This is a genomic window from Streptomyces sp. NPDC052101 (genome assembly GCF_040680235.1).
GTDB lineage: Bacteria > Actinomycetota > Actinomycetes > Streptomycetales > Streptomycetaceae > Streptomyces.
This window is the reverse complement of sequence record NZ_JBFAWH010000049.1, coordinates 22,306-40,246: the sequence shown is the minus strand read 5'-3', so window position 1 is coordinate 40,246 and position 17,941 is coordinate 22,306. Positions and strand designations below refer to the sequence as shown.

The 17,941-nt window shown below is 71.3% G+C and carries 16 protein-coding genes and 1 pseudogene; 2 read left to right on the top strand and 15 right to left on the bottom strand.

Annotation, left to right across the window (positions count from 1 at the left end):
* A pseudogene (locus tag AB0L75_RS40260) lies at positions 1-94 on the top strand (DUF1330 domain-containing protein); the annotation flags it as partial.
* Positions 95-140: 46 nt separating this feature from the next.
* On the opposite strand, the gene AB0L75_RS40255 reads toward AB0L75_RS40260, so the two are convergent.
* From AB0L75_RS40255 to AB0L75_RS40240, 4 genes are read right to left on the bottom strand one after another with little or no spacing between them, the layout of a single operon-like run.
* Positions 141-842 (bottom strand): alpha/beta hydrolase, encoded by a 702-nt coding sequence (locus tag AB0L75_RS40255; RefSeq protein ID WP_365191247.1) that lies wholly within the window; start codon positions 840-842, stop codon positions 141-143.
* 35 nt (positions 843-877) lie between these two features.
* Positions 878-2,722, bottom strand: coding sequence for an asparagine synthase (glutamine-hydrolyzing) (gene asnB, locus AB0L75_RS40250; protein ID WP_365191246.1), 1,845 nt, complete (start codon positions 2,720-2,722; stop codon positions 878-880).
* Entirely contained in the window at positions 2,722-4,182 is a 1,461-nt protein-coding gene (locus AB0L75_RS40245; RefSeq protein ID WP_365191245.1) for an AMP-binding protein, read from the bottom strand. Before AB0L75_RS40245 ends, asnB begins: the two co-directional genes overlap by 1 nt.
* Positions 4,166-6,076, bottom strand: a complete 1,911-nt coding sequence (locus AB0L75_RS40240; protein ID WP_365191244.1) for an aromatic amino acid ammonia-lyase — start codon at positions 6,074-6,076, stop codon at positions 4,166-4,168. The genes AB0L75_RS40245 and AB0L75_RS40240 overlap by 17 nt, the downstream gene beginning before the upstream one ends.
* Before the next feature lie 438 nt (positions 6,077-6,514).
* Here AB0L75_RS40240 and AB0L75_RS40235 point away from each other — a divergent pair, with 438 nt between their 5' ends.
* Entirely contained in the window at positions 6,515-7,252 is a 738-nt protein-coding gene (locus AB0L75_RS40235; protein ID WP_365191243.1) for a response regulator transcription factor, read from the top strand.
* Here the strand turns inward: AB0L75_RS40235 and AB0L75_RS40230 are convergent.
* The 11 genes from AB0L75_RS40230 to AB0L75_RS40180 form a co-directional block, all read right to left on the bottom strand.
* Positions 7,242-8,477: an ATP-grasp domain-containing protein gene (locus AB0L75_RS40230; protein WP_365191242.1), complete on the bottom strand. Its 1,236-nt coding sequence runs from the start codon at positions 8,475-8,477 to the stop codon at positions 7,242-7,244. The two genes, AB0L75_RS40235 and AB0L75_RS40230, sit on opposite strands and share 11 nt — an antisense overlap.
* A gap of 59 nt (positions 8,478-8,536) precedes the next feature.
* Complete coding sequence (locus tag AB0L75_RS40225; RefSeq protein ID WP_365191241.1) at positions 8,537-9,916, bottom strand: methylaspartate mutase; 1,380 nt, start codon at positions 9,914-9,916, stop codon at positions 8,537-8,539.
* Positions 9,913-10,395 (bottom strand): cobalamin-dependent protein, encoded by a 483-nt coding sequence (locus AB0L75_RS40220; protein ID WP_365191240.1) that lies wholly within the window; start codon positions 10,393-10,395, stop codon positions 9,913-9,915. Before AB0L75_RS40220 ends, AB0L75_RS40225 begins: the two co-directional genes overlap by 4 nt.
* Before the next feature lie 72 nt (positions 10,396-10,467).
* Positions 10,468-10,986, bottom strand: coding sequence for a hypothetical protein (locus AB0L75_RS40215; RefSeq protein WP_365191239.1), 519 nt, complete (start codon positions 10,984-10,986; stop codon positions 10,468-10,470).
* A gap of 33 nt (positions 10,987-11,019) precedes the next feature.
* On the bottom strand, positions 11,020-12,285 hold the full coding sequence (locus AB0L75_RS40210; protein ID WP_365191238.1) for an ATP-grasp domain-containing protein: 1,266 nt from the start codon (positions 12,283-12,285) through the stop codon (positions 11,020-11,022).
* Positions 12,282-13,649, bottom strand: a complete 1,368-nt coding sequence (locus AB0L75_RS40205; RefSeq protein ID WP_365191237.1) for a TrpB-like pyridoxal phosphate-dependent enzyme — start codon at positions 13,647-13,649, stop codon at positions 12,282-12,284. The genes AB0L75_RS40210 and AB0L75_RS40205 overlap by 4 nt, the downstream gene beginning before the upstream one ends.
* 15 nt (positions 13,650-13,664) lie before the next feature.
* Positions 13,665-14,381, bottom strand: coding sequence for a transglutaminase family protein (locus AB0L75_RS40200; RefSeq protein WP_365191236.1), 717 nt, complete (start codon positions 14,379-14,381; stop codon positions 13,665-13,667).
* On the bottom strand, positions 14,378-15,550 hold the full coding sequence (locus AB0L75_RS40195) for an acyl-CoA dehydrogenase family protein (protein ID WP_365191235.1): 1,173 nt from the start codon (positions 15,548-15,550) through the stop codon (positions 14,378-14,380). The genes AB0L75_RS40200 and AB0L75_RS40195 overlap by 4 nt, the downstream gene beginning before the upstream one ends.
* A gap of 10 nt (positions 15,551-15,560) precedes the next feature.
* Complete coding sequence (locus AB0L75_RS40190) at positions 15,561-15,938, bottom strand: ectoine synthase (protein ID WP_365191234.1); 378 nt, start codon at positions 15,936-15,938, stop codon at positions 15,561-15,563.
* Positions 15,939-15,962: 24 nt separating this feature from the next.
* Complete coding sequence (locus AB0L75_RS40185; RefSeq protein WP_365191233.1) at positions 15,963-16,238, bottom strand: acyl carrier protein; 276 nt, start codon at positions 16,236-16,238, stop codon at positions 15,963-15,965.
* Complete coding sequence (locus AB0L75_RS40180) at positions 16,235-17,686, bottom strand: AMP-binding protein (protein WP_365191232.1); 1,452 nt, start codon at positions 17,684-17,686, stop codon at positions 16,235-16,237. The genes AB0L75_RS40185 and AB0L75_RS40180 overlap by 4 nt, the downstream gene beginning before the upstream one ends.
* Between the last annotated feature and the right edge of the window lie 255 nt (positions 17,687-17,941).

Sequence of the window (17,941 nt, the reverse complement as noted above, 5' to 3'; positions counted from 1 at the left end):
TCAGGCCGGGGGCGGGCGGAGGCTCGCCCTCGGCGGTCGGGTCGTCGCCCACGACGCCGGAATCGCCGAGCGCACCGTCCTGATCGAGTTCGACATCGTCCGGTGCCCCTCTTCCGTTCCGCGTCAGCCGGCCCCGGCCGTCAGAGCCACTCCTTGAGCACGGCCCAGAAGCCGTCGAAGTCGTCGTTGTAGACCACGTGCCCGGTGTCCGGCACCGTCCGCACGGCGAAGCCCCGCTCGCGCAGCCGATCGGCCCGCTGCGGCGGGATGTTGAAGCTCGGGTCGGCGAGGACGATCAGCGTGGGCTCCTCGGGCGCCGGCGGGTCGTAGCCGCCGAACCCGTCGAACGCGTCGAGCGTCGCCGGGTCCCAGCACTGCAGCGCGGTGAACTTCTGCTCCTGGGCCCGCGCCTCCCAGCGCGGCAGCGAGCCGCGGATCTCCTCCAGGCCCCAGTCCTTCTGGGCGCGCAGCGCATCGGCGTACGCCTTGGCCGTCGCCTCGTCCGGCGGCGCCGCCCACGCCGGGTCCACATGGACCACCCGCTCGGGCCGCAGCCGGGGCAGCATCCCGGCCAGCAGCAGGGCGCCCAGGGAGTGCCCGAGGGCCAGTGCGGGCCGTTCGGGCAGCGCCTCGGCGATCGCGTCCGTCATGGCCGGCAGGGAGTAGTCGTCCGAGCGCGGGCTGCGGCCGTGCCCCGGCAGGTCCACCGCGACCACGCGGTAGCCCTGCCGGACCAGTTCCGGTGCCGTACGCCACCAGCTCCGGGAGTCGGCGGTGATCCCGTGCACCAGTACGGCGGTCCGCTCACCGCTGCCCCACTGTTCGATGTGCAGCTGTGCCATCGAGGGTGTTTCCTTCCAGGTTCCCGGTTGGGTGGTCACAGTACGACTCGGACGCCGTACTCCCGCAGCCACAGGTCGAGTTGGATGAGACGGGGCAGCCAGGGCGGTGGCGTGAAGTCGCCGCTGAACCAGGCGTCGCTGTCGACCATGGCCCGGACCGCGGGGACGTTCACCAGGTCGAGCACCGGCGCGGCCGGGTCGTCGATGATGGTCCGCACGGCCTGGCGGACCGCCTCCAGGTAGGCGGGGCTGTGGCCGAACGGGAAGCCGCTCTTGGGCCGGCGCACCACCTGTTCCGGCAGCAGATCCGCCACCGCCTCGCGCAGCAGGCCCTTCTCCTGTCCGCCGGTCCGCTTGAAGTGCCAGGGGACGTTCCACAGGTACTCGACGAGCCGGTGGTCGCAGAACGGAACGCGTACCTCCAGGCCGTTCGCCATACTCATCCGGTCCTTGCGGTCCAGCAGGAAGGGCAGGAAGCGGGTGATCTGGAGGTGGAAGACCTCCCGCAGCCGCCGGTCCACGCCGCTCTCGCCGTCGAGCCGGGGCACTTCGGCGAGCGCTCCGGCGTACGCGTCGGCCACATAGGCGTCCAGGTCCAGCGCCTCGCGCAGCTGCGGGGAGAGCTGGGAGTTGCGGTCCTTCACCCCGGCCGACCAGGGGAAGTTGTCGGTGGGCCGCTCCGCCTCGGCGAGGAACCAGGGATACCCGCCGAAGAAGTCGTCGGCGCCCTCCCCGGACAGGGCCACGGCGGCGTGCTTGCGCACCTCGCGGAACAGCATCAGCAGGGACACGTCGAGGTCGCCGACGCCCGGCATGTCCCGGGCGCGCAGCGCCGGCCCCAACTCACCCACCAGGGACGGCGTCTCGACGGTGACGTCGGTGTGATCGGTGCCCACATGGTCGGCGACCGCCCGGACGAAGGGGGCGTCCCGGCTGACGTGCAGCGCGTCGGCCTTGAAGTCGGTCTCGCTGCCGACGAAGTCCAGTGCGTACGTGGCGAGTCTGCCGGCGCCGTCCTTGGCCAGGCTCCGCGCGGCGAGTCCGACGAGGGCGCTGGAGTCGATGCCGCCGGACAGCAGCGCGACCAGCGGCACATCGGACTCCAGCTGCATACCGACCGCGTCCGCCAGCAGCCGCCGTACCTCGGCGATCGTGGTCGGCAGGTCGTCGGTGTGCGGGGCGCTGGTCAGCTCCCAGTACCGCCGGTGGTGCACGCCCGTCCGGTCCACCCGGACCACATGGCCGGGCCGTACCTCGTGCAGGTCGCGGTAGACACCGGCACCCGGGGGTTTGATCGCCACCGTGAACAGCGCCGCGAGCCCCTCTGCGGCCACCTCGGCGGGGAAGTCGGGATGGGCCAGGACCGCCTTCGGCTCGGAGCCGAAGAGCACGCCCTCGCCCCGCCGGGTCCAGTACAGGGGCTTGATCCCGAGCCGGTCACGCACCAGCAGCAGGGTCTCGGTGCGGGTGTCCCACAGGGCGAAGGCATACATGCCGACGAGGCGGTCGAAGGCCCGCTCGCCCCATTCGAGGTACGCCCGCAGCACCACCTCGGTGTCGGACCGGCCGCGGAACGCGTGTCCGCGCCGGGCCAGTTCGCCGCGCAGCTCACCGTGGTTGTAGACCTCACCGCTGAAGAGCAGCACGGCCGGTGGCGTGCCGTCGGCGTCCTGTCCCGGCGGCAGGGCGGTCATGGGCTGCGTGCCGCCCTCGAGGTCGATCAGGGCGAGCCGCCGGTGGCCCAGCGCGGCGTGCCGGGACAGCCAGACGCCGGCGCCGTCCGGGCCCCGGCAGGCCATCGTGCCGGCCATCGCCGTGAGCAGCGGGCCCTGGCCCGACAGATCGCGGGTGTGGTCGATCCATCCGGTGATGCCGCACATCACACGGCTCCTTCCGCCGGGTCCGGGTCCGCTTCCAGCTGGCGGAGCGACTCGGCCACCACGGTGTTGATCGGCTCGGGCAGCCGCGACCAGTTGCGCTCGTCGTTCAGGTCGAGGACCCGGGACAGCTTCCAGCCCAGGTACTGGCCCAGGGATGCGAGCGGCGGCAGCGTCTCCACCGGGCGCACGGACACCGCGAGCCCCGGGAACAGCGGTGCGAGCCGCTCGGCCACCACCGCGGTCCAGCTCTCCTGCGGCCGGCCGTCCGTGGTCACCAGCAGCACCACACCGCGGTCGCGCACCACCAGCATGTAGTTGAAGACGGTGTGCTCGGGCAGCTCCGTGGACCACAGCGCGGCCTCCAGGTCGTTCTGCCGCACCCCGTTGCCGGAGAGCGTCACGACGTCCTGTTCCCGGCCGAGGGTGCGCAGCACCGGGGTGCGCACGCCGCACGGACACGGTTCGCCGACGATCTCGACGCGATCGCCGGTGCGGTAGCGCAGCAGCGGCCGGGCCGGCAGGTCCAGGGTGGTCACCACCAGCTCGCCGCGGGCGACGGTGCCGTCGACGGGTCGCGTACCGGACTCGTCGTGGAGTTCCAGCAGGTAACTCTGCGTCTGCAGATGCAGATTGCGTTCCCGGCAGGTGACGGCCGTCGTGCCCGTCTCCGAGGAGCCGTAGGAGCAGACGTACGCGGTGCCGCCGGTCAGCCGCTCCAGGTGTCGTACGAAACTCGGTCCCGTCTGTTCCGCCATGAGCAGCAGGCGGTCGAAGCGCGGCGCCGGGAGCTTGTTGCGGTGGGCGAACTGGATCATTTCCAGCAGCCGGGAGGGGGGACCCACGAACACGTTGGCGTGCAGCGACTCGATCAGCCGCAGCACCCTGCCGTAGTCGCCGGTGATGTTGTCCACCCAGGGCCGGAAGGACATCACACCGATGTACTCCAGGACCTTCTCGAACTGGTAGGCGGCCGGCGCGAACGGAGCGTTGATCAGGATCAGCGCGACATCGCGCGGCCGCAGGATCTGCGCCCACAGCTCACCGATGTTGATCGTGTTGATCACGAGGTCGTCCACGGCCTTGGGCGCGGCGACGGGGTTGCCGGTGGTGCCGGAGGACTCGTAGTAGTGCAGGAAGTCGGCGAGCGGCCGGGTGAAGGCCTCCTCGCCGTACTGGGCCAGCTCGCCCTTGCCGAGCAGCGGCAGCCGGGGGAACAGCTCGTCCAGCACCTCGTGCGCGTCGAGCGTCCCGGCGGTCGGCCAGCCGGTCCGCAGCGTGTCGTCGACGGTGTGCCGGTACAGGCTGCTCCGCGCGGCCTGCCCGAGCGCCTGCGCGAGCTTGGCCGCGTGTACCGCGGTGAGGTCCGCCTCGCCCGCGTGTGTCGCCCGGACCAGCCGGGTGTGCTCCTCGACGAGCTTTCCGACCGCGGTGTTCTGCGCGTGATCACGCAGCAACAGCATCTGCCAGCCCCCTGCCTGTGATGAAGTCGGTGTCGGCGAGTCCGGCGGCGCGCCGCAGGGCCCCGCTCTCGATCAGCCCGATCACCGCCGCGATGTCGCCGTCGAGCCGGCGGTCGCGTACGACGAACTCGGAGTGTTCGCGCAGCAGCGCGTGCACCGCCCGGGTGGCCGGTGCGCAGTGCTCGATGCCGCGCAGCTCCACCGCCTGCGCGAGCGCCAGCAGATGGATGGCCGCCACCTCGCGCACCAGGGCGTTGACGGTGCGCGCGTCACGGGCGGCGATGGTGCCCATGCTGACCTTGTCCTGGTTGTGTGCCTCCGTGGAACGGGAGAAGACGGAGGCGGGCCCGGTCTGCTTGAGTGCCTCCGCGGTGACCGCCGAGGCCGCGATCTGCATCCCCTTGAACCCGTGGTGCAGTCCGGCCTGCGGGTCGTCCGCCGTACGCGGGACGATCAGGTTGGGCGGCAGCCCGCCGTTGAACTTCTCGTCCACGATCAGGGCGAGTTGACGGTCCATCAGATCGGCGAGGCCGGCCACCGAGACCTTGAGGCTGTCCATGGCGTGGCCGACGTGCCCCGCGTAGAAGTTGCCGCCCAGGTGCAGCCGGGACTCCTCGGCGTCGAAGAGCGGGTTGTCGCTGGAGGAGTTGATCTCGACCTCCAGCCAGCGCTCCACCCAGTCGAGCATGTCGCGCACGATGCCGGTGATGTGCGGGGCGCAGCGCACCGAGTACGTGTCCTGGATCCGGTCGCCCAGCTGCAGATAGCCGCGCCCGTCCAGCCGTTCGCGGCGTACCAGGATGTCCTCGAACGACGTCGCCAGACCGGAGCCGGCCAGCAGCGCGCGGATCGTGCGGGCGCTCTCCACCTGGCCGGGATGCGGCTTGTTCTCGTGCACGAACGGGTGCATCGCCGAGACGTTGCCGCGCAGCGCCTCCAGGGTCATGGCGGTGGCCAGGTCGGCGACGAAGGCCAGTTCGCGTGCGTCCCAGGCGGCCAGCACCCCGAAGGCGGCGGTGAAGGACGTGCCGTTGATGAGGGCGATGCCCTCCTTCGGGGCCAGCGCCAGCGGCTGGATGCGCGCGTCGAGCAGCGCGTCCAGCGCCGGGCGGACCGTGCCCCGGTGCGTGACCTCGCCCTCGCCGATCAGCGTGGCGGCCACATAGCACAGCGGGACCAGGTCACCGCTGGCGCCCAGCGAGCCCCGTTCGGGGATCATCGGCAGGATGTCCGCGGCCAGGCAGTCCAGGAGGGTGCGCACCACCTCGGGGCGGACCGCCGACGGCCCGCGGGACAGGGCGTTCGCGCGGATCAGCAGGGTGGCCCGCGCGACGTCCTCGGCCGCCGCCGGGCCCACCCCGTTGAGGTGGTACAGCACGAGGTTGCGCTGCAGGTCGTGCGCCTTGTCCCCGGAGATCTGCCGGATGCAGCTGTCGCCGAAGCCGGTGGTCACGCCGTAGATCGGGATGTCCTGCGCGAGCAGCGAGTCCTTCAGGGCGACGGAGGCCCGCATGCGCTCGGCGGCATGGTCGGCGAGGTGCGCCCGCGCGGTGCCGGCGTTGCCGCGGGCGGTCACCGCCACTTGTGCGGGGGTGAGTGACCCGCCGTCCAGTGTGAGCGATGTGCGGGTGACCCTGCTCGGTGTACGCGGCACTTCCCGACCCCCGTGTGGTTTCGACAGGACTTCACCCTTGTCCACGTCGGGTGCGCGCGCCTTCCGTCCGACGACGGGTTTTCGAACCTGTCCGTGGGGCCGTTCCGGCGCGTGCGGCAGTCGGTTAAGATGCGTCGCCACGCGCTGCTGTCCCGGCGCGATCCTTATTGCGCACCACACCGGACGCCCGTCTATTTTCGGACATCGCCGAACTCGGAAAGCTCGGAAAGCTACGAACATTCTCGGCCTCGGCGTCGGCCGGATCCACCGGCGAGTTGATCAGTCAACTCCCGGGTCCGTGCGGGGGGTTGTGAGTCGCGTTACTCCACAGTTTCTTGGCCAGTAGTGTTCTGGACAATCGCGCAGGTGACCACGTAGCTTCGAAGCTGGTCAGGTGCTGCTGTTCAGTATTCAACCAACGGGGGCTTGTTGACATGGGGTACCGCCGTGACGGGTCGCTGATCGTTATCCGAAGGGCCATAAGAGGCCCCGTTCGGCTGTGACCATCCGTCATCCCTCTTGCCGGGACTTGTCGGCGACTTCTTACTCAGACTTCACTGGTGAGCCAGGGTTTACGGATGCATTCCGCTTTCCACGAAAAAGCGTATGCGATCCAGAATCTGTAACTCCATTCTCACGCCCGTGGACACGATCAAGACGGGACAAGGACAGGACTCCATGCTCTTGCACAAAACGCTGCCCCATTCCGGACGGACCGAGGACGAAAACCCTTCCCGCCACGACGAGATCAAGGTGGCGGTCCTGGCCAGCCGGGCACTGACGCGCGTCGCCCTGCGCACCGTCATGGCGGAATCGCCAGGCGTGAAGATAGTCGCCGAGGCGACCACACCCTTCCAGCTGAACCACGTGGTGGCCGCGAAGCGCCCCCAGACGCTGCTGCTCGACGACGCCGATCCGGCCTGGGACACCGCGGAAGTGCTGCGCGCCCTGCGCGAGAACACCGACCGCCGGGTGGGCGTGGTCATACTCGCCGACGCCGGTGCGCTCGACGCCGCGCTCACCTATCTGTGCGAAGGCGCCGACGGAGTGGTGCTGAACGACGACGCGCCGGCCGAGGTGGTCACCGCGGTCCGGGCGGTCGCGGAAGGACATGCCGTGGTGCCACCGCCGCTCGCGCGCAGGCTCGTCGACCTCGTCGGGGTGCGCGGCCCGGCGATGCCCGCCCGGGAACGGCTCGCCGCACTGACCGCGCGCGAGCAGGAGATATTCGAACTCGTCATCAAGGGCATGTCGAACCAGGAGGTCGCGGAGACCCTCGTGCTCAGCGAGCGGACGATCAAGTTCCATGTCTCCAACCTGCTGCGCAAGCTCGGGGTACGGAACCGCACGCAGGCCATCGTCTACGCGCGGGACCGCCGCCTTCTGCAGAGCACGGCTCCCTGCGTCAGTCCGTGAGGATGTGAAGCTCGGCCAGGGACCTCCGGCAGCGGTCGATGGCATCCGTGGTGTCGTCGCCCCTGCTCGCCACATGACCGAGCCCGTCCCACTGGCCGTCGAAGGACCGGACGACATCGCCCGGACCCACCCACAGGTCGACGCCCACGGTGTCCTGCCTGGCCCGTATCGCGTCCAGCCCCCGGATCTCCCGCACCTTCCCGGGCTGCGCCACGATAAGCCAGCTGGCGCAGCCGCCGTGCGGCGTCGGCCGCTCCCGCAACGCCTCCGCCCCGCCCAGCGGCCAGCTGAAGGCCAGTTCCTGCAGGTCCACGCCGTAGACAGTCTCCATGAGATCCCCGAGCAGCGCCCCGCCGACCCGGGCCTGGGACTCGATGATCACCGGCCCCTGCGGGGTCAGCTTGAACTCGGTGTGCGAGGCTCCGTCGCGGTATCCCATCGCGTCCAGGAAGGCCGCCGTCACCCGCACCACATCCGCCTCGACGGCCGCGCTCACCCGGGCCGGAACGGCATGTCCGACGTGCACGTGGTTGCGGTCCTCGGTGATGGCCTCGGTGACCGTCACGACCACATGGTGTCCGGCGAAGCTGAAGGACTCGGCGCTGCACAGCGGGCCGTCGATGTACTCCTCCATGATGAACTCGCCCAGGTCGTAGGCGTGGACGAGCGGATGGTCGGAGGCCCGCAGCCGGCCGATCTCCTGCCAGGCCGCTTCGGTCTCATCCACCCCGTCCACCTTCAGCACGCCGAAACTCGCCGTGCCGCAGGTCGGCTTCACGATGAACGGGTAACCGTGCGCGGCCCCGAACCGGCGCAGGCTCTCCTCGTCCTCGACCAGGGCCGAGGCGACGATCCGGATGCCGGGCGCCGCCGTCTCGACGAGGCGACGGCGCATCAGGAACTTGTCGGTGAACCGGTGCGCGACCTCGTAGCCGGTGCCGCCGAGGCCCAGCAGGTCGTTCACCCGGGCCGCGGGATCGAGGCCGGGCTCGGTCAGGGACACCACGGCGTCGAACGGCCGGGCGGCGTGTGCCTCCAGCGCCACACGGCGCAGCGTCTCCTCGTCCGCGTAGTCGGCGCGGACGACCTCGATGCCGCGTTCGGCGTCGGCCGGGCCGACCTCGTCCGGCATCCGGATCCAGACGATGTCGGCACCGCTGGCCCGGGCCTTGGACAGATGGGTGGCGGAACCGCCCACGAGAAGCAGGCGCTTGGCTGGCGTCATGGGATATGTCGCTTTCTCACTGCGGATGTTCGCTGATCCGTGATCGGGTGGGTGCCGGGTCAGGGCCGCGGCTCCCCGAACAGGTCGGGGAAGTAGTAGATGTCGGCGGTGACGGCCTGGAGCATCTGCCCGATCGGCCCCCGGCTGTGGCTGTCCAGCAGTTCGTCGTTGTGCCGCAGGGTGCGCCGCGAGAAGGGCAGCGAGCCGGCGGACAGATATCTGATCGCGCCCTCCCGGTCCCGGCCCGGAATGATCTCCGAGCGGGCGTGCCGGCTCGCGCTGAACGGGATGTCCAGTCGTCCCTCGGCGAACGCCTCGACGATCGCCGCCTTCAGGTCACCGCCCCGGCCCAGCACCGGCGCGACCAGCTCGTCGACCTCGGCGAGGACACGCTCGCGCTCGGCGCCGACCCGCTCCTCGTCCACCGTCACAAAGCCGAGCAGCGGGGAGTTGGCCCGCTCGGCCAGCCGGAGCCCCTCGACGTTGGCCTCGGTCTCCGGGATGCCCGCGGCTTCCTGATAGGTCTTGGTGATCACCTTCCACGCCCCGCCCAGCCGCGCCACGAGCGCACCGTAGAAGATGAGATCCTCCGCGTGGCCGCGCTGTCGCGGGAAGACGCCCATGAACTCGTGCAGCACCGACGGCACCAGGACGTCCGAGCCCAGGTATCGGGCCGCCAGCTCGGGAATCGCCCGCAGCGCCGCCACGTCCTGGACCAGATGCCCGCCCTGCGGGTAGGCGATCGAGACACAGCGGACACCCGCCCGCACCGCGAGGACGGCCTCCAGCACGCTGACGGCCAGGCTGATGGACGGCGGGACCAGAACCGCGGTCAGGGTCCCGAACAGCTCCCGGTCGACGATCACGCCCAGATCCGCCAGCTCACCGCACCGGCGGTCGACCGCCTCCCACGCCGCCAGCGACTCGGCCAGCGGAACCGCCTTGGAATAGGGCAGGTTGTAGGAGATGCCACCGCCCTCGAACGAGGTGATGCCGGAGGCCACGGCGGCCTCGAACAGCAGCCGGGCGTCCGGCGAGCCGTGCCGCACCTCCAGGGGCGCGGACACGGCCTCGTTCAGCTCCCGGCCCCGCCGCCAGCCATGGGTCACCAGCGGGTACCCGTTGAGGTCCGCGGGGTTCTCCAGCAGCGCGCGCCGGGCCTGTCCGAAACGCAGCAGCCGGGTGTGCGAGTCGATCGTGACGCTGAGGACATCGGGCCCCGCCTGCGCCTCCAGCGTCGTCAGCAGCCGCGTCATCTCGCCATGTCCGCCCACGCCGCAGCGTGGCTGGATCGCGACCCGGCCGGAGCCGTGCGCCTGCCGCAGCACCTGCTCCACGGTGGGCTTGCCGAGCTGCCCGATGTACGCCGCCGACTCCCGCAGCGAGGGCGGCGCGGGGGCCCCGGCCGGGGCGCCGTCCAGGGGCAGGACCCGCTTCACGCGGCACCCAGCCCGTTGTGCGGGGCCGGCCCGGCCGCGCCGTCGCGCAGTGCGTCGAGGACGGCCGGCAGCAGCGAGGGGTCGGTGACGATGCGGTCCACGCCCAGCGCCAGCAGCCGTTCGGCCGTGGACGCGTCCTTCGTGCTGCCCACCGACAGGTTGCCGCCGAGGACCACCGGGCACGGGATGGCTCCCGACGCGCGGGCCGCGGGCAGCTCCCTGAGGTCCTCGTAGGCATGCCCGTTCATGCTGCCGATGAGCACCGCCTCCGCCTCCGGGTGGTCCCGGCAGGCCAGGGCGAACTCCGCGACCGGCGTGCACGTCCCCAGGTTCACCACGTCGAAGCCGTGCGCACGCAGACCGTGCGCGATGAGGTGGTTGGCAACGGCATGGCTGTCACTCGCGGCCACGCCGAGGATGACCAGCCTGCGTCCCGAGCCCGCGTCGGTGCGCTGCCTCAGGTGTGCGGGACCTGTCACGGCCGCTCCTTCTCGTGGGTACGACGACGATCCGCGGGCACGGCGAGCCGCCGGCCCGGCGGGGGAGAACCCTCAGATGAGCTGCCCCGTGCAGGCGTCGTCCAGATAGGCCTGCTTGGCGGCGGCGTCACGGGAGGACTGCAGATAGCGGGACCAGCCGCGGCGCTCATGGGAGGTGGCGTCCAGCTCGACGACCTCCTGGGTGGCGCGCAAGGTGCCCGGCGCGGCCTGGTACGGGGCGTAGCCCGACTCGTCGCGGGCGTAGATCGCCTGGCACATCTCGTTCTTGTTGCGCCAGACACACACGATCATGAAGTACTTGTCGCCGCACCGGTGGTTCAGGACGAAGCCGAACTCCTTGCGGAACTCCAGCCTGCCCTCGGCCGCCTCGGTGCGCAGGAACGCGCGCGCCTCCTCGGTGACCTCGGGCGTGGCCTCCTGGTCCACCGCCCGGATGTCGTACCACTTCAGACAGGCGTCCGGCAGGCTCAGGTGCTCGCCCGGGTGGATGCGCTTCTCGGTGTGCTGCCAGTCGGCGGGGTACGCGGCCAGCTCGTCCAGGTTCTCCACGGACATCGTCTCTACGGACATCGGGTCAACTCCTCGGTCATTGCTGGGTTTTGGTCAGCGGCCGTCGGCCGCGGCGGACACCGGTGCCTCGTACAGGCCCGTGCGTTCCAGTTCGCGCAGCCGCCGGTAGTCGGCCTCGACCTGGGCGGCGTCCCGCGCGCTGAGGTAGACGTAGCCGGGCGAGCTGCCCAGGTCCACGGTGGGGCGCACGGCCGCGCCCTCGGGCGCGGTCAGCACCAGCTCGGTGAAGGACGGCAGGGCACGCACCGGGGCCAGCCGCGCGGCGTCGGGGATCACCCCGTCGACGTGGCTGATCAGCGACACATAGCGCAACGGGGTGCCGATCCGGTACTGCGGCAGGGTGCCGTCGGTCAGGTCACCGGGCCGGGCGATCACCCGGGCGAGCAGGTCGATCTGGTTGGTTCCGAGACAGCGCGAGACCACCTCCGGGGCGTGTGCGCCGCCGGGGCGTGCCGCGCACTCGACCAGCACCGGTCCCGAGGCGGTCAGCATGACCTCGGTGTGCGCCGCCCCGTTGCGGATCTCCAGCGCGTCCAGCACGGCCAGCGCGTACGCGGTGACCTGCCGCACGGCCGGCTCGCCGGGTGGCACGGGCTCCTCGTAGTCGTACATCGGGACGGTGCCGGCGACCAGGGCCTTGTGATAGCGCCAGACCTCCACCACATGGTGGGCACCCCCGCGGCTGACGGTGTTCACGAAGAACTCCTCGCCGTGCAGGTACTGCTGGGCGAGCACCGTCGTGTTGCGCGCGCCGTAGCGGTCGGTGGCCGCGCTGATGTCCGCGAACGCCGCGTCCAGCTGCTCGGCCGAGTGGCAGAAGTGGACCTGGTCCGTGCCGGCGCTGGCCCGCGGCTTGAGCACCACCGGCCACTGGCCGTGGCGCCCCACCCACTCCCGCAGCTCCTGCGGCGAGTCGGTCACGAGCGATGCCGCCGTGGCCAGTCCCGCCGCCGCCACGGCCCGCACCATCGCGTACTTGTCGCGGCGGGCGGCCGGCACCGACATGCCGTTGCCCGGAGTTCCGAGTACGGCGGAGAGGGCGTCGGCCAGCAGCACTCCGGACTCGGTGCCCGCGACGACGAAGTCCACGCCGCGCTCGCGCAACGCCGCCGCGGTGGCCGGCAGGTCACCGGTGTGCACGACATCGGCCCCGGCCCCGCCCGCGCCGTCGGCGAAGACGGCGTCCGGGGTGTCGGAGCGTACGACGACACAGCCCAGGCCCTGGCGGGCCAGCGCCGCGGGCAGATGGGCGCCGATGCCGTCGGCGTCGACCACCGCGACCGTGCGGGCCGTGCTCATCCCTCGGCCACCTTCGGGATGCCGTCGGCCGCGCGGGCCAGCAGCGCCTCGTCCGGACGGTCGTCGGCCAGCGTGCCCGCGAAGTACCGGTCGTAGGCGGCGAGATCGAAGTGGCCGTGGCCGGAGAGGCCGAACAGGATCGTCCTGGCCGTGCCCTCCTCGCGGCAGCGCAGGGCCTCGTCGACGGCGACCCGGACGGCGTGCGTGGACTCCGGGGCCGGGACGATGCCCTCGCTGCGGGCGAACTGCACGCCCGCCTCGAAGCACGCGGTCTGCGGCACCGCCACCGCCTCCATCAGCCCGTCCTCCACACAGCGGCTGATCAGCGGACCGATGCCGTGGGCGCGCAGCCCCCCGGCGTGCACGGCGGGCGGCACGAACCCGTGGCCCAGGGTGTGCATCCGGAACAGCGGGCCCAGGCGGCCGGTGTCCGCGTAGTCGTAGGCGATGGTGCCCTGGGTGAGGGTCGGGCAGGCCGCGGGCTCCACGGCGACGACGCGCACCGGGCGGCCGCCGCGCAGCTGCTCGCCGAGGAACGGGAAGGACAGGCCGGCCAGGTTGCTGCCGCCGCCGGAGGCGCCGATGACGATGTCCGGGTAGTCCTCGGCCAGCTCCATCTGCCGGACCGCCTCCTGACCGATGACGGTCTGGTGCAGCAGGACATGGTTGGCCGCGCTGCCGAGGACGTACCCCAGGGCGGGATCCTGGGCGAAGGCCTCCAGCGCCTCCGAGGTGGCGATGCCCAGGCTGCCCGGGCAGTCCGGGTCGTCGGCCAGGATCTTCCGGCCGACCTCGGTCTCCGTGCTCGGGCTGGGCACGCACGCGGCGCCGTAGGTCTCCATCAGGGCCCGCCGGTAGGGCTTCTGCTCGAAGCTCACCTTCACCATGTAGACCTTGGCGGTCATCCCGAAGAACGCGGCGGCCAGTGCGGTGGCGCTGCCCCACTGTCCGGCGCCGGTCTCGGTGACCAGCCCGGTCTTCCCGGCGAGCTTGTTGTAGTAGGCCTGCGGGACGGCGGTGTTCGGCTTGTGGCTGCCGGTCGGGGCACCGCCCTCGTACTTGTAGTAGATGCGGGCCGGGGTGCCCAGTTCGCGCTCCAGCCGGCGGGCCCGGAAGAGCGGCGACGGCCGCCACAGCGCGTACAGCGCCCGGACCTCTTCCGGGATCTCGATCTCGCGCTCGGTGCTCAGCTCCTGCTCGATGAGCGGCTCGGGCATCGTGTGCGCCATCTCCGCGCGCGTCAGCGGCTGATGGGTCCGCGGGTTGAGCGGCGGCGCGAGCGCGGGCCCGGGCAGGTCCGCGGCCAGGTTGTACCACGTCGTCGGAGCATCGTTCTCACCGAGCGAGAACCGCGTCCTGTCCATGCTGAGGGTCCTTTTCTACGCCGCCGGTCCGGCCGCCTCGGCGGCCAGCGATCCGGACGTGGTGGTGTGCGAGCCGGCGAACAGCCTGGGATGCGCCGCCTTGATCCCCTCGTAGACGAGGTCGTAGGGGACGTCGTCGAACTCGCCGTGGACGTGGAGGAACTCCATGTGGCGGCGGTTCTGCTCGTCGAAGGGGTGGTAGAGGCTGTCGGTGCGGCCGTCGAACTCGAGCGGCCTGATGCCGTAGAGCTTGCACAGCATCTTGTTGAACACAGGGGTGGTCTTGACCCAGCGGCCGCCGAGGTGCACCACGGCGAGGCTGTGGAACCGGAAGACGTCCCCGCCGACCAGTTCGCGCAGCCGGGGGGAGGCGAGGTGGTTGCGTACGTCCCCGTAGTAGAGCCGGCTGGGGACGCCCACCGACCGCACGGCGGCCGCGTACAGGATGGACTTGTGCACACAGAAGCCGAAGCCGTGCCCGAGCACTCCGCTCGCGCTCAGGCCGGTGCGCGTCAGGTCGGCGCCGTAGACCTCGTACGGGATGGTGTCGCGGACGGCGTAGTAGAGAGCGACCGCGTTGCGCCGGGCGCGTGCGGCGTCGGGGTCGGCGCCCTCGCCGGCCGGGATGTCCCCGGCGGGCAGCACCTGTGCGACGAACGCGCGGACCGCGGGTGAGGTGTGGTCCAGGAACTCGGTCGGCGCCAGCAGCGGCGTGTCCAGGCCCGGTGTCATGTCTGCGCCTTCCAGGTGCGGGTGAGGGGACGGTCGAGCCCCATCAGGACGGCGAGGCGCTCGCGCTGGATCTCCGAGGTGCCGGAGTAGATCGTGCCGCCCACGGCGTCCCTCAGCTCCTTCTCCAGGCCGTACTCGGTCGTGTAGCCGTAGCCGCCGAAGATCTGGACCGCGGCCAGCGCCGACCGCACGTTGCCCTCGCTGACGATCAGCTTGGTGGTGGCGATGTCGGCGGCCACGTCCTCGCGGGACTGCGCCTTGAGCGCCGTGTCGTGGACCCATTTGCGGGCGGTCTCCACGTCGATGCGCAGGTCCACGAGCTTGTGGGAGACGGCCTGGTGGGAGCCGATGTGGGTGCCGAACTGCCGTCGGCTGCGGGCGTACTGGACGCACCGCTCCAGGCGTCTGCGCATCTCCCCGGTGGTGACGGCGAAACCGCAGAGGATCTCCCACTGCATCACATGGTCGAAGACGAGGAACCCCGCGCCGACCCCGCCGATCACATGGTCGCGGGGCACCCGGACGTCCTCCAGGAACACCTCGGCGAGCGGTGACGTCCGCAGGCCCAGTTTGCCGACGCTCTGCCCGACCGTCAGGCCCGGGCTGTCCCGGCGTACCAGGAACGCCGTCAGGCCGCCGATGTCGCCGGGCTCGCCGGTGCGGGCGTACACCACGATCAGGTCGGCCAGCGGGGCGTTGCTGACGAACGCCTTGCTGCCGTTGAGCACGAAGGCGTCACCGTCCAGGACGGCGCTCGTGCGCATGCTCGTCATGTCCGAACCGCCGTCGGGTTCCGTGATGGCGTGCGCGCCGATGGAGGTGCCGGCACAGATGCCGGGCAGATAGCGGGACTTGAGCAGAGCCGAGCCGAAGCGCTGCAGCGGGACGCCGGTGCTCACGATGTGGGTGGTGGCGGAGAAGCTCAGGCCGGCGTCGTGGCAGCCGTACCCGAGTTCCTCCAGGACGGCGACCGTGGTGATCAGGTCCTTGCCCAGACCGCCCCACTCCGTGGCGAACGGCAGCCCGAACAGGCCGACGTCGCTCAGCTGCTTCCAGCCGTCCGTGTCGAACGCGCCCGACTGGTCGCGCTCGATGTGGCCCTGGCCGGCGGACCGGGCCACCTCGCGGATCGCGCGCCGCAGATCGCGCTGTTCGTCGCTGAAACGCATCGCCGTCTCCTCAGTAGTGGGAGAAGCCGGTGGAGTCGAGGTTGTGCCGTTCGTCGCCCCGCAGCGGCGGGTTGAAGACGCTGATCAGTTCCATGTCGCAGTGCGGATCGGCGATCAGGTAGTGCGCGTCGTGCTGGTCGAGCGCGTACAGCACGCCGGGCCGGACGTCCTGGCCCGCGCTGCCGTCGGCGGCCTCCACCCGGCCGGACCCGGAGATGCAGTAACAGGCCTCCAGATGGCGCCGGTACTCCAGCTTCGACTTGGTGCCGGCCTTCACGACGGTGTGGCAGAGGGTGAAACCCATCCGGTCGTTCTCCACCAGCATGCGGTAGCTGAGGCCGTTGCCCCACTCGACCGGTTCGATGCTGCTCTTGTCACGTATGAACATGTGCTCGCCCCCGTTGTCGTCGGATCAGTTGGCTGGAAGGGATGAGGCACCGGCGGACTGGCGGTGCCGGTCGATCAGTTCGACGATCGCCGCCACCGAACGGAAGTCGTTCGGGGTGACGTCGAGGTCGTCGAAGGGGATGTCGTAGTGGCTGCCGAGCCAGGCGATGAGCCTGAGCAGTTGCAGGCTGGACACCACTCCGTTGCGCAGCAGGTCGTAGGAGTCCTCCAGTTCCTCGTACGGAGTGCCGGGCAGGTACTCGTCCACGATGTGCTGGGTGATCTCACGGTTCAGACTCATGTCACGTGCTCCTGAAGACGGCGACGGTCCACCTTTCCGGTCGGCCCCACGGGCAGCGGATCGGCGACGAGATGGAAGCGGCTGGGGATCGCCACCCGGTTCAGCCGGGCGGCGCAGAGGGTGCGCAGCTGCAGGCCGGTCACCACCCCCTCGCCGCTGGGGCGGACGAAGGCGTGCAGGGCCACGCCCGCCTCGGGATCGGGGAGCGCGACGACGGCCGCCTCGGCGACCTCGGGACGGCCGGCGAGGACCCGCTCGACCTCCTCCACATTGACCCGGACGCCGCGCACCTTGACCTGGAAGTCGGTCCGGCCGACCAGCCGGAGCCGGCCGTCGGCACCGCGTTCGACGAGGTCACCGGTCCGGTACCAGGCGCGGCCGTCCCGCTGCAGGAACCGCTCGGAGCCGGCGGGCTCGGCGAGGTATCCCGGTGTCTGGAACGGCGTCGACACGATCAGTTCGCCGCTGCCCGGACCGGTGACCTCCTCCTCCCCGTCCAGCACGGCGACCCGGGTGCCCGGGATCGGCTCGCCCAGCGGCAGCACGTCCGCATCGTCCCCTTCGGCGGGGCCGAACGTGTGGAGCATGCTGTCGTTGGTCTCGGTGCAGCCGTAGACGTTGTGCGCCCGGGCGTGGGGGAACAGCCGCGGCAGCTGCCGGCGCACCGGCCGCGGCACATGGTCGCCGGTCAGCAGCACATGCCGTACGTCCTCGCCGCGGACGTCCGCACCGGCCTCGGTGAGCAGCCGGAACAGCAGCGGCACCCCCTGGACGACGTGCGGGCGCCCGTCCCGCACCCAGCGGGCCAGATACCCGGGGTCGGCGGCTCGCGCGGGGTCGACCGGGAGCACCCGGCCGCCGTGCCGCAGGGTGGCCCAGATGTCCAGCAGGCACAGATCGAAGGTGAGCGGTGCGTAGTTGAGCACCCGGCTGTCGCCGTCCAGGCCGAGGAACGAGCCCGCCCACGCGGTGAAGGCGTCGAGTGCCCGGGCGGTCAGCGGGACGAGTTTGGGGACTCCGGTCGAGCCGGAGGTGGTGAGGATCAGGCTGGTGTCCCGGGGCACCGCCGTGGGGGTCTGCGGCGCCGCCGGCAGCGGCGTCCACAGCGGCCGGTCACCGTCCACCGTGGCCAGCGCCCCGGCTCCGGCCCGCCGGACCAGCTCGGTCGCGGTGGCCTCGCCGAGGTCGGGGGAGAGCAGCAGCAGCGGACGGGCGGCCGACAGGCAGGCCAGGATCAGGGCGATCGAGACGGGTGACTTGGTGGCCACCAGGGCCAGCGGGCGGTCGGCTTCGCACGTGGCGTCGAGGGTGCGCGCGGCGCTCTCTGCCAGGCTCGCCAGTTCGCCGTAGTTGACATCCGTGCCCTCGCCGGGTGCCGCGGCCAGGGCCACCGCGCCGGGGCGCAGCCGAGCCCCGGCGAGGATGTCGCTCGCGAGTGTTCCCGACACGTTTCCCCCCAGTCAGTTCGGCAGCCGTGCGGTGGTGAAGGGCGGTTCGGGGTCTCCGACGGCCGGGCCCGACGCACCATTGCCGAGGAGTCTGCGGCCTCGCGCCGCGCACTGTCTTCCGCCCGGCGGCGGGGCTCGACCTGTACTCCCGGTCGGGTCGGTGCGGTCGGGAGCTGGACCTGGATCCGAAGACGGCGCACCGGAGGGGCAGCAGACTGCTGGGAGGCAGGCGGAGTCCGCACGGCTGATGAGAAA

Bases quoted from the DNA above. Each gene is read 5' to 3' on its own strand.
- AB0L75_RS40245 (WP_365191245.1), bottom strand. From the start codon at position 4,182: ATGCTGTTGCTGCGTGATCACGCGCAGAACACCGCGGTCGGAAAGCTC.
- AB0L75_RS40210 (WP_365191238.1), bottom strand. From the start codon at position 12,285: ATGAGCACGGCCCGCACGGTCGCGGTGGTCGACGCCGACGGCATCGGC.
- AB0L75_RS40235 (WP_365191243.1), top strand. From the start codon at position 6,515: ATGCTCTTGCACAAAACGCTGCCCCATTCCGGACGGACCGAGGACGAA.
- asnB (WP_365191246.1), bottom strand. From the start codon at position 2,722: ATGTGCGGCATCACCGGATGGATCGACCACACCCGCGATCTGTCGGGC.
- AB0L75_RS40230 (WP_365191242.1), bottom strand. From the start codon at position 8,477: ATGACGCCAGCCAAGCGCCTGCTTCTCGTGGGCGGTTCCGCCACCCAT.
- AB0L75_RS40240 (WP_365191244.1), bottom strand. From the start codon at position 6,076: ATGTTCGTAGCTTTCCGAGCTTTCCGAGTTCGGCGATGTCCGAAAATA.
- AB0L75_RS40255 (WP_365191247.1), bottom strand. From the start codon at position 842: ATGGCACAGCTGCACATCGAACAGTGGGGCAGCGGTGAGCGGACCGCC.
- AB0L75_RS40215 (WP_365191239.1), bottom strand. From the start codon at position 10,986: ATGTCCGTAGAGACGATGTCCGTGGAGAACCTGGACGAGCTGGCCGCG.
- AB0L75_RS40205 (WP_365191237.1), bottom strand. From the start codon at position 13,649: ATGGACAGGACGCGGTTCTCGCTCGGTGAGAACGATGCTCCGACGACG.
- AB0L75_RS40185 (WP_365191233.1), bottom strand. From the start codon at position 16,238: ATGAGTCTGAACCGTGAGATCACCCAGCACATCGTGGACGAGTACCTG.
- AB0L75_RS40195 (WP_365191235.1), bottom strand. From the start codon at position 15,550: ATGCGTTTCAGCGACGAACAGCGCGATCTGCGGCGCGCGATCCGCGAG.
- AB0L75_RS40190 (WP_365191234.1), bottom strand. From the start codon at position 15,938: ATGTTCATACGTGACAAGAGCAGCATCGAACCGGTCGAGTGGGGCAAC.
- AB0L75_RS40200 (WP_365191236.1), bottom strand. From the start codon at position 14,381: ATGACACCGGGCCTGGACACGCCGCTGCTGGCGCCGACCGAGTTCCTG.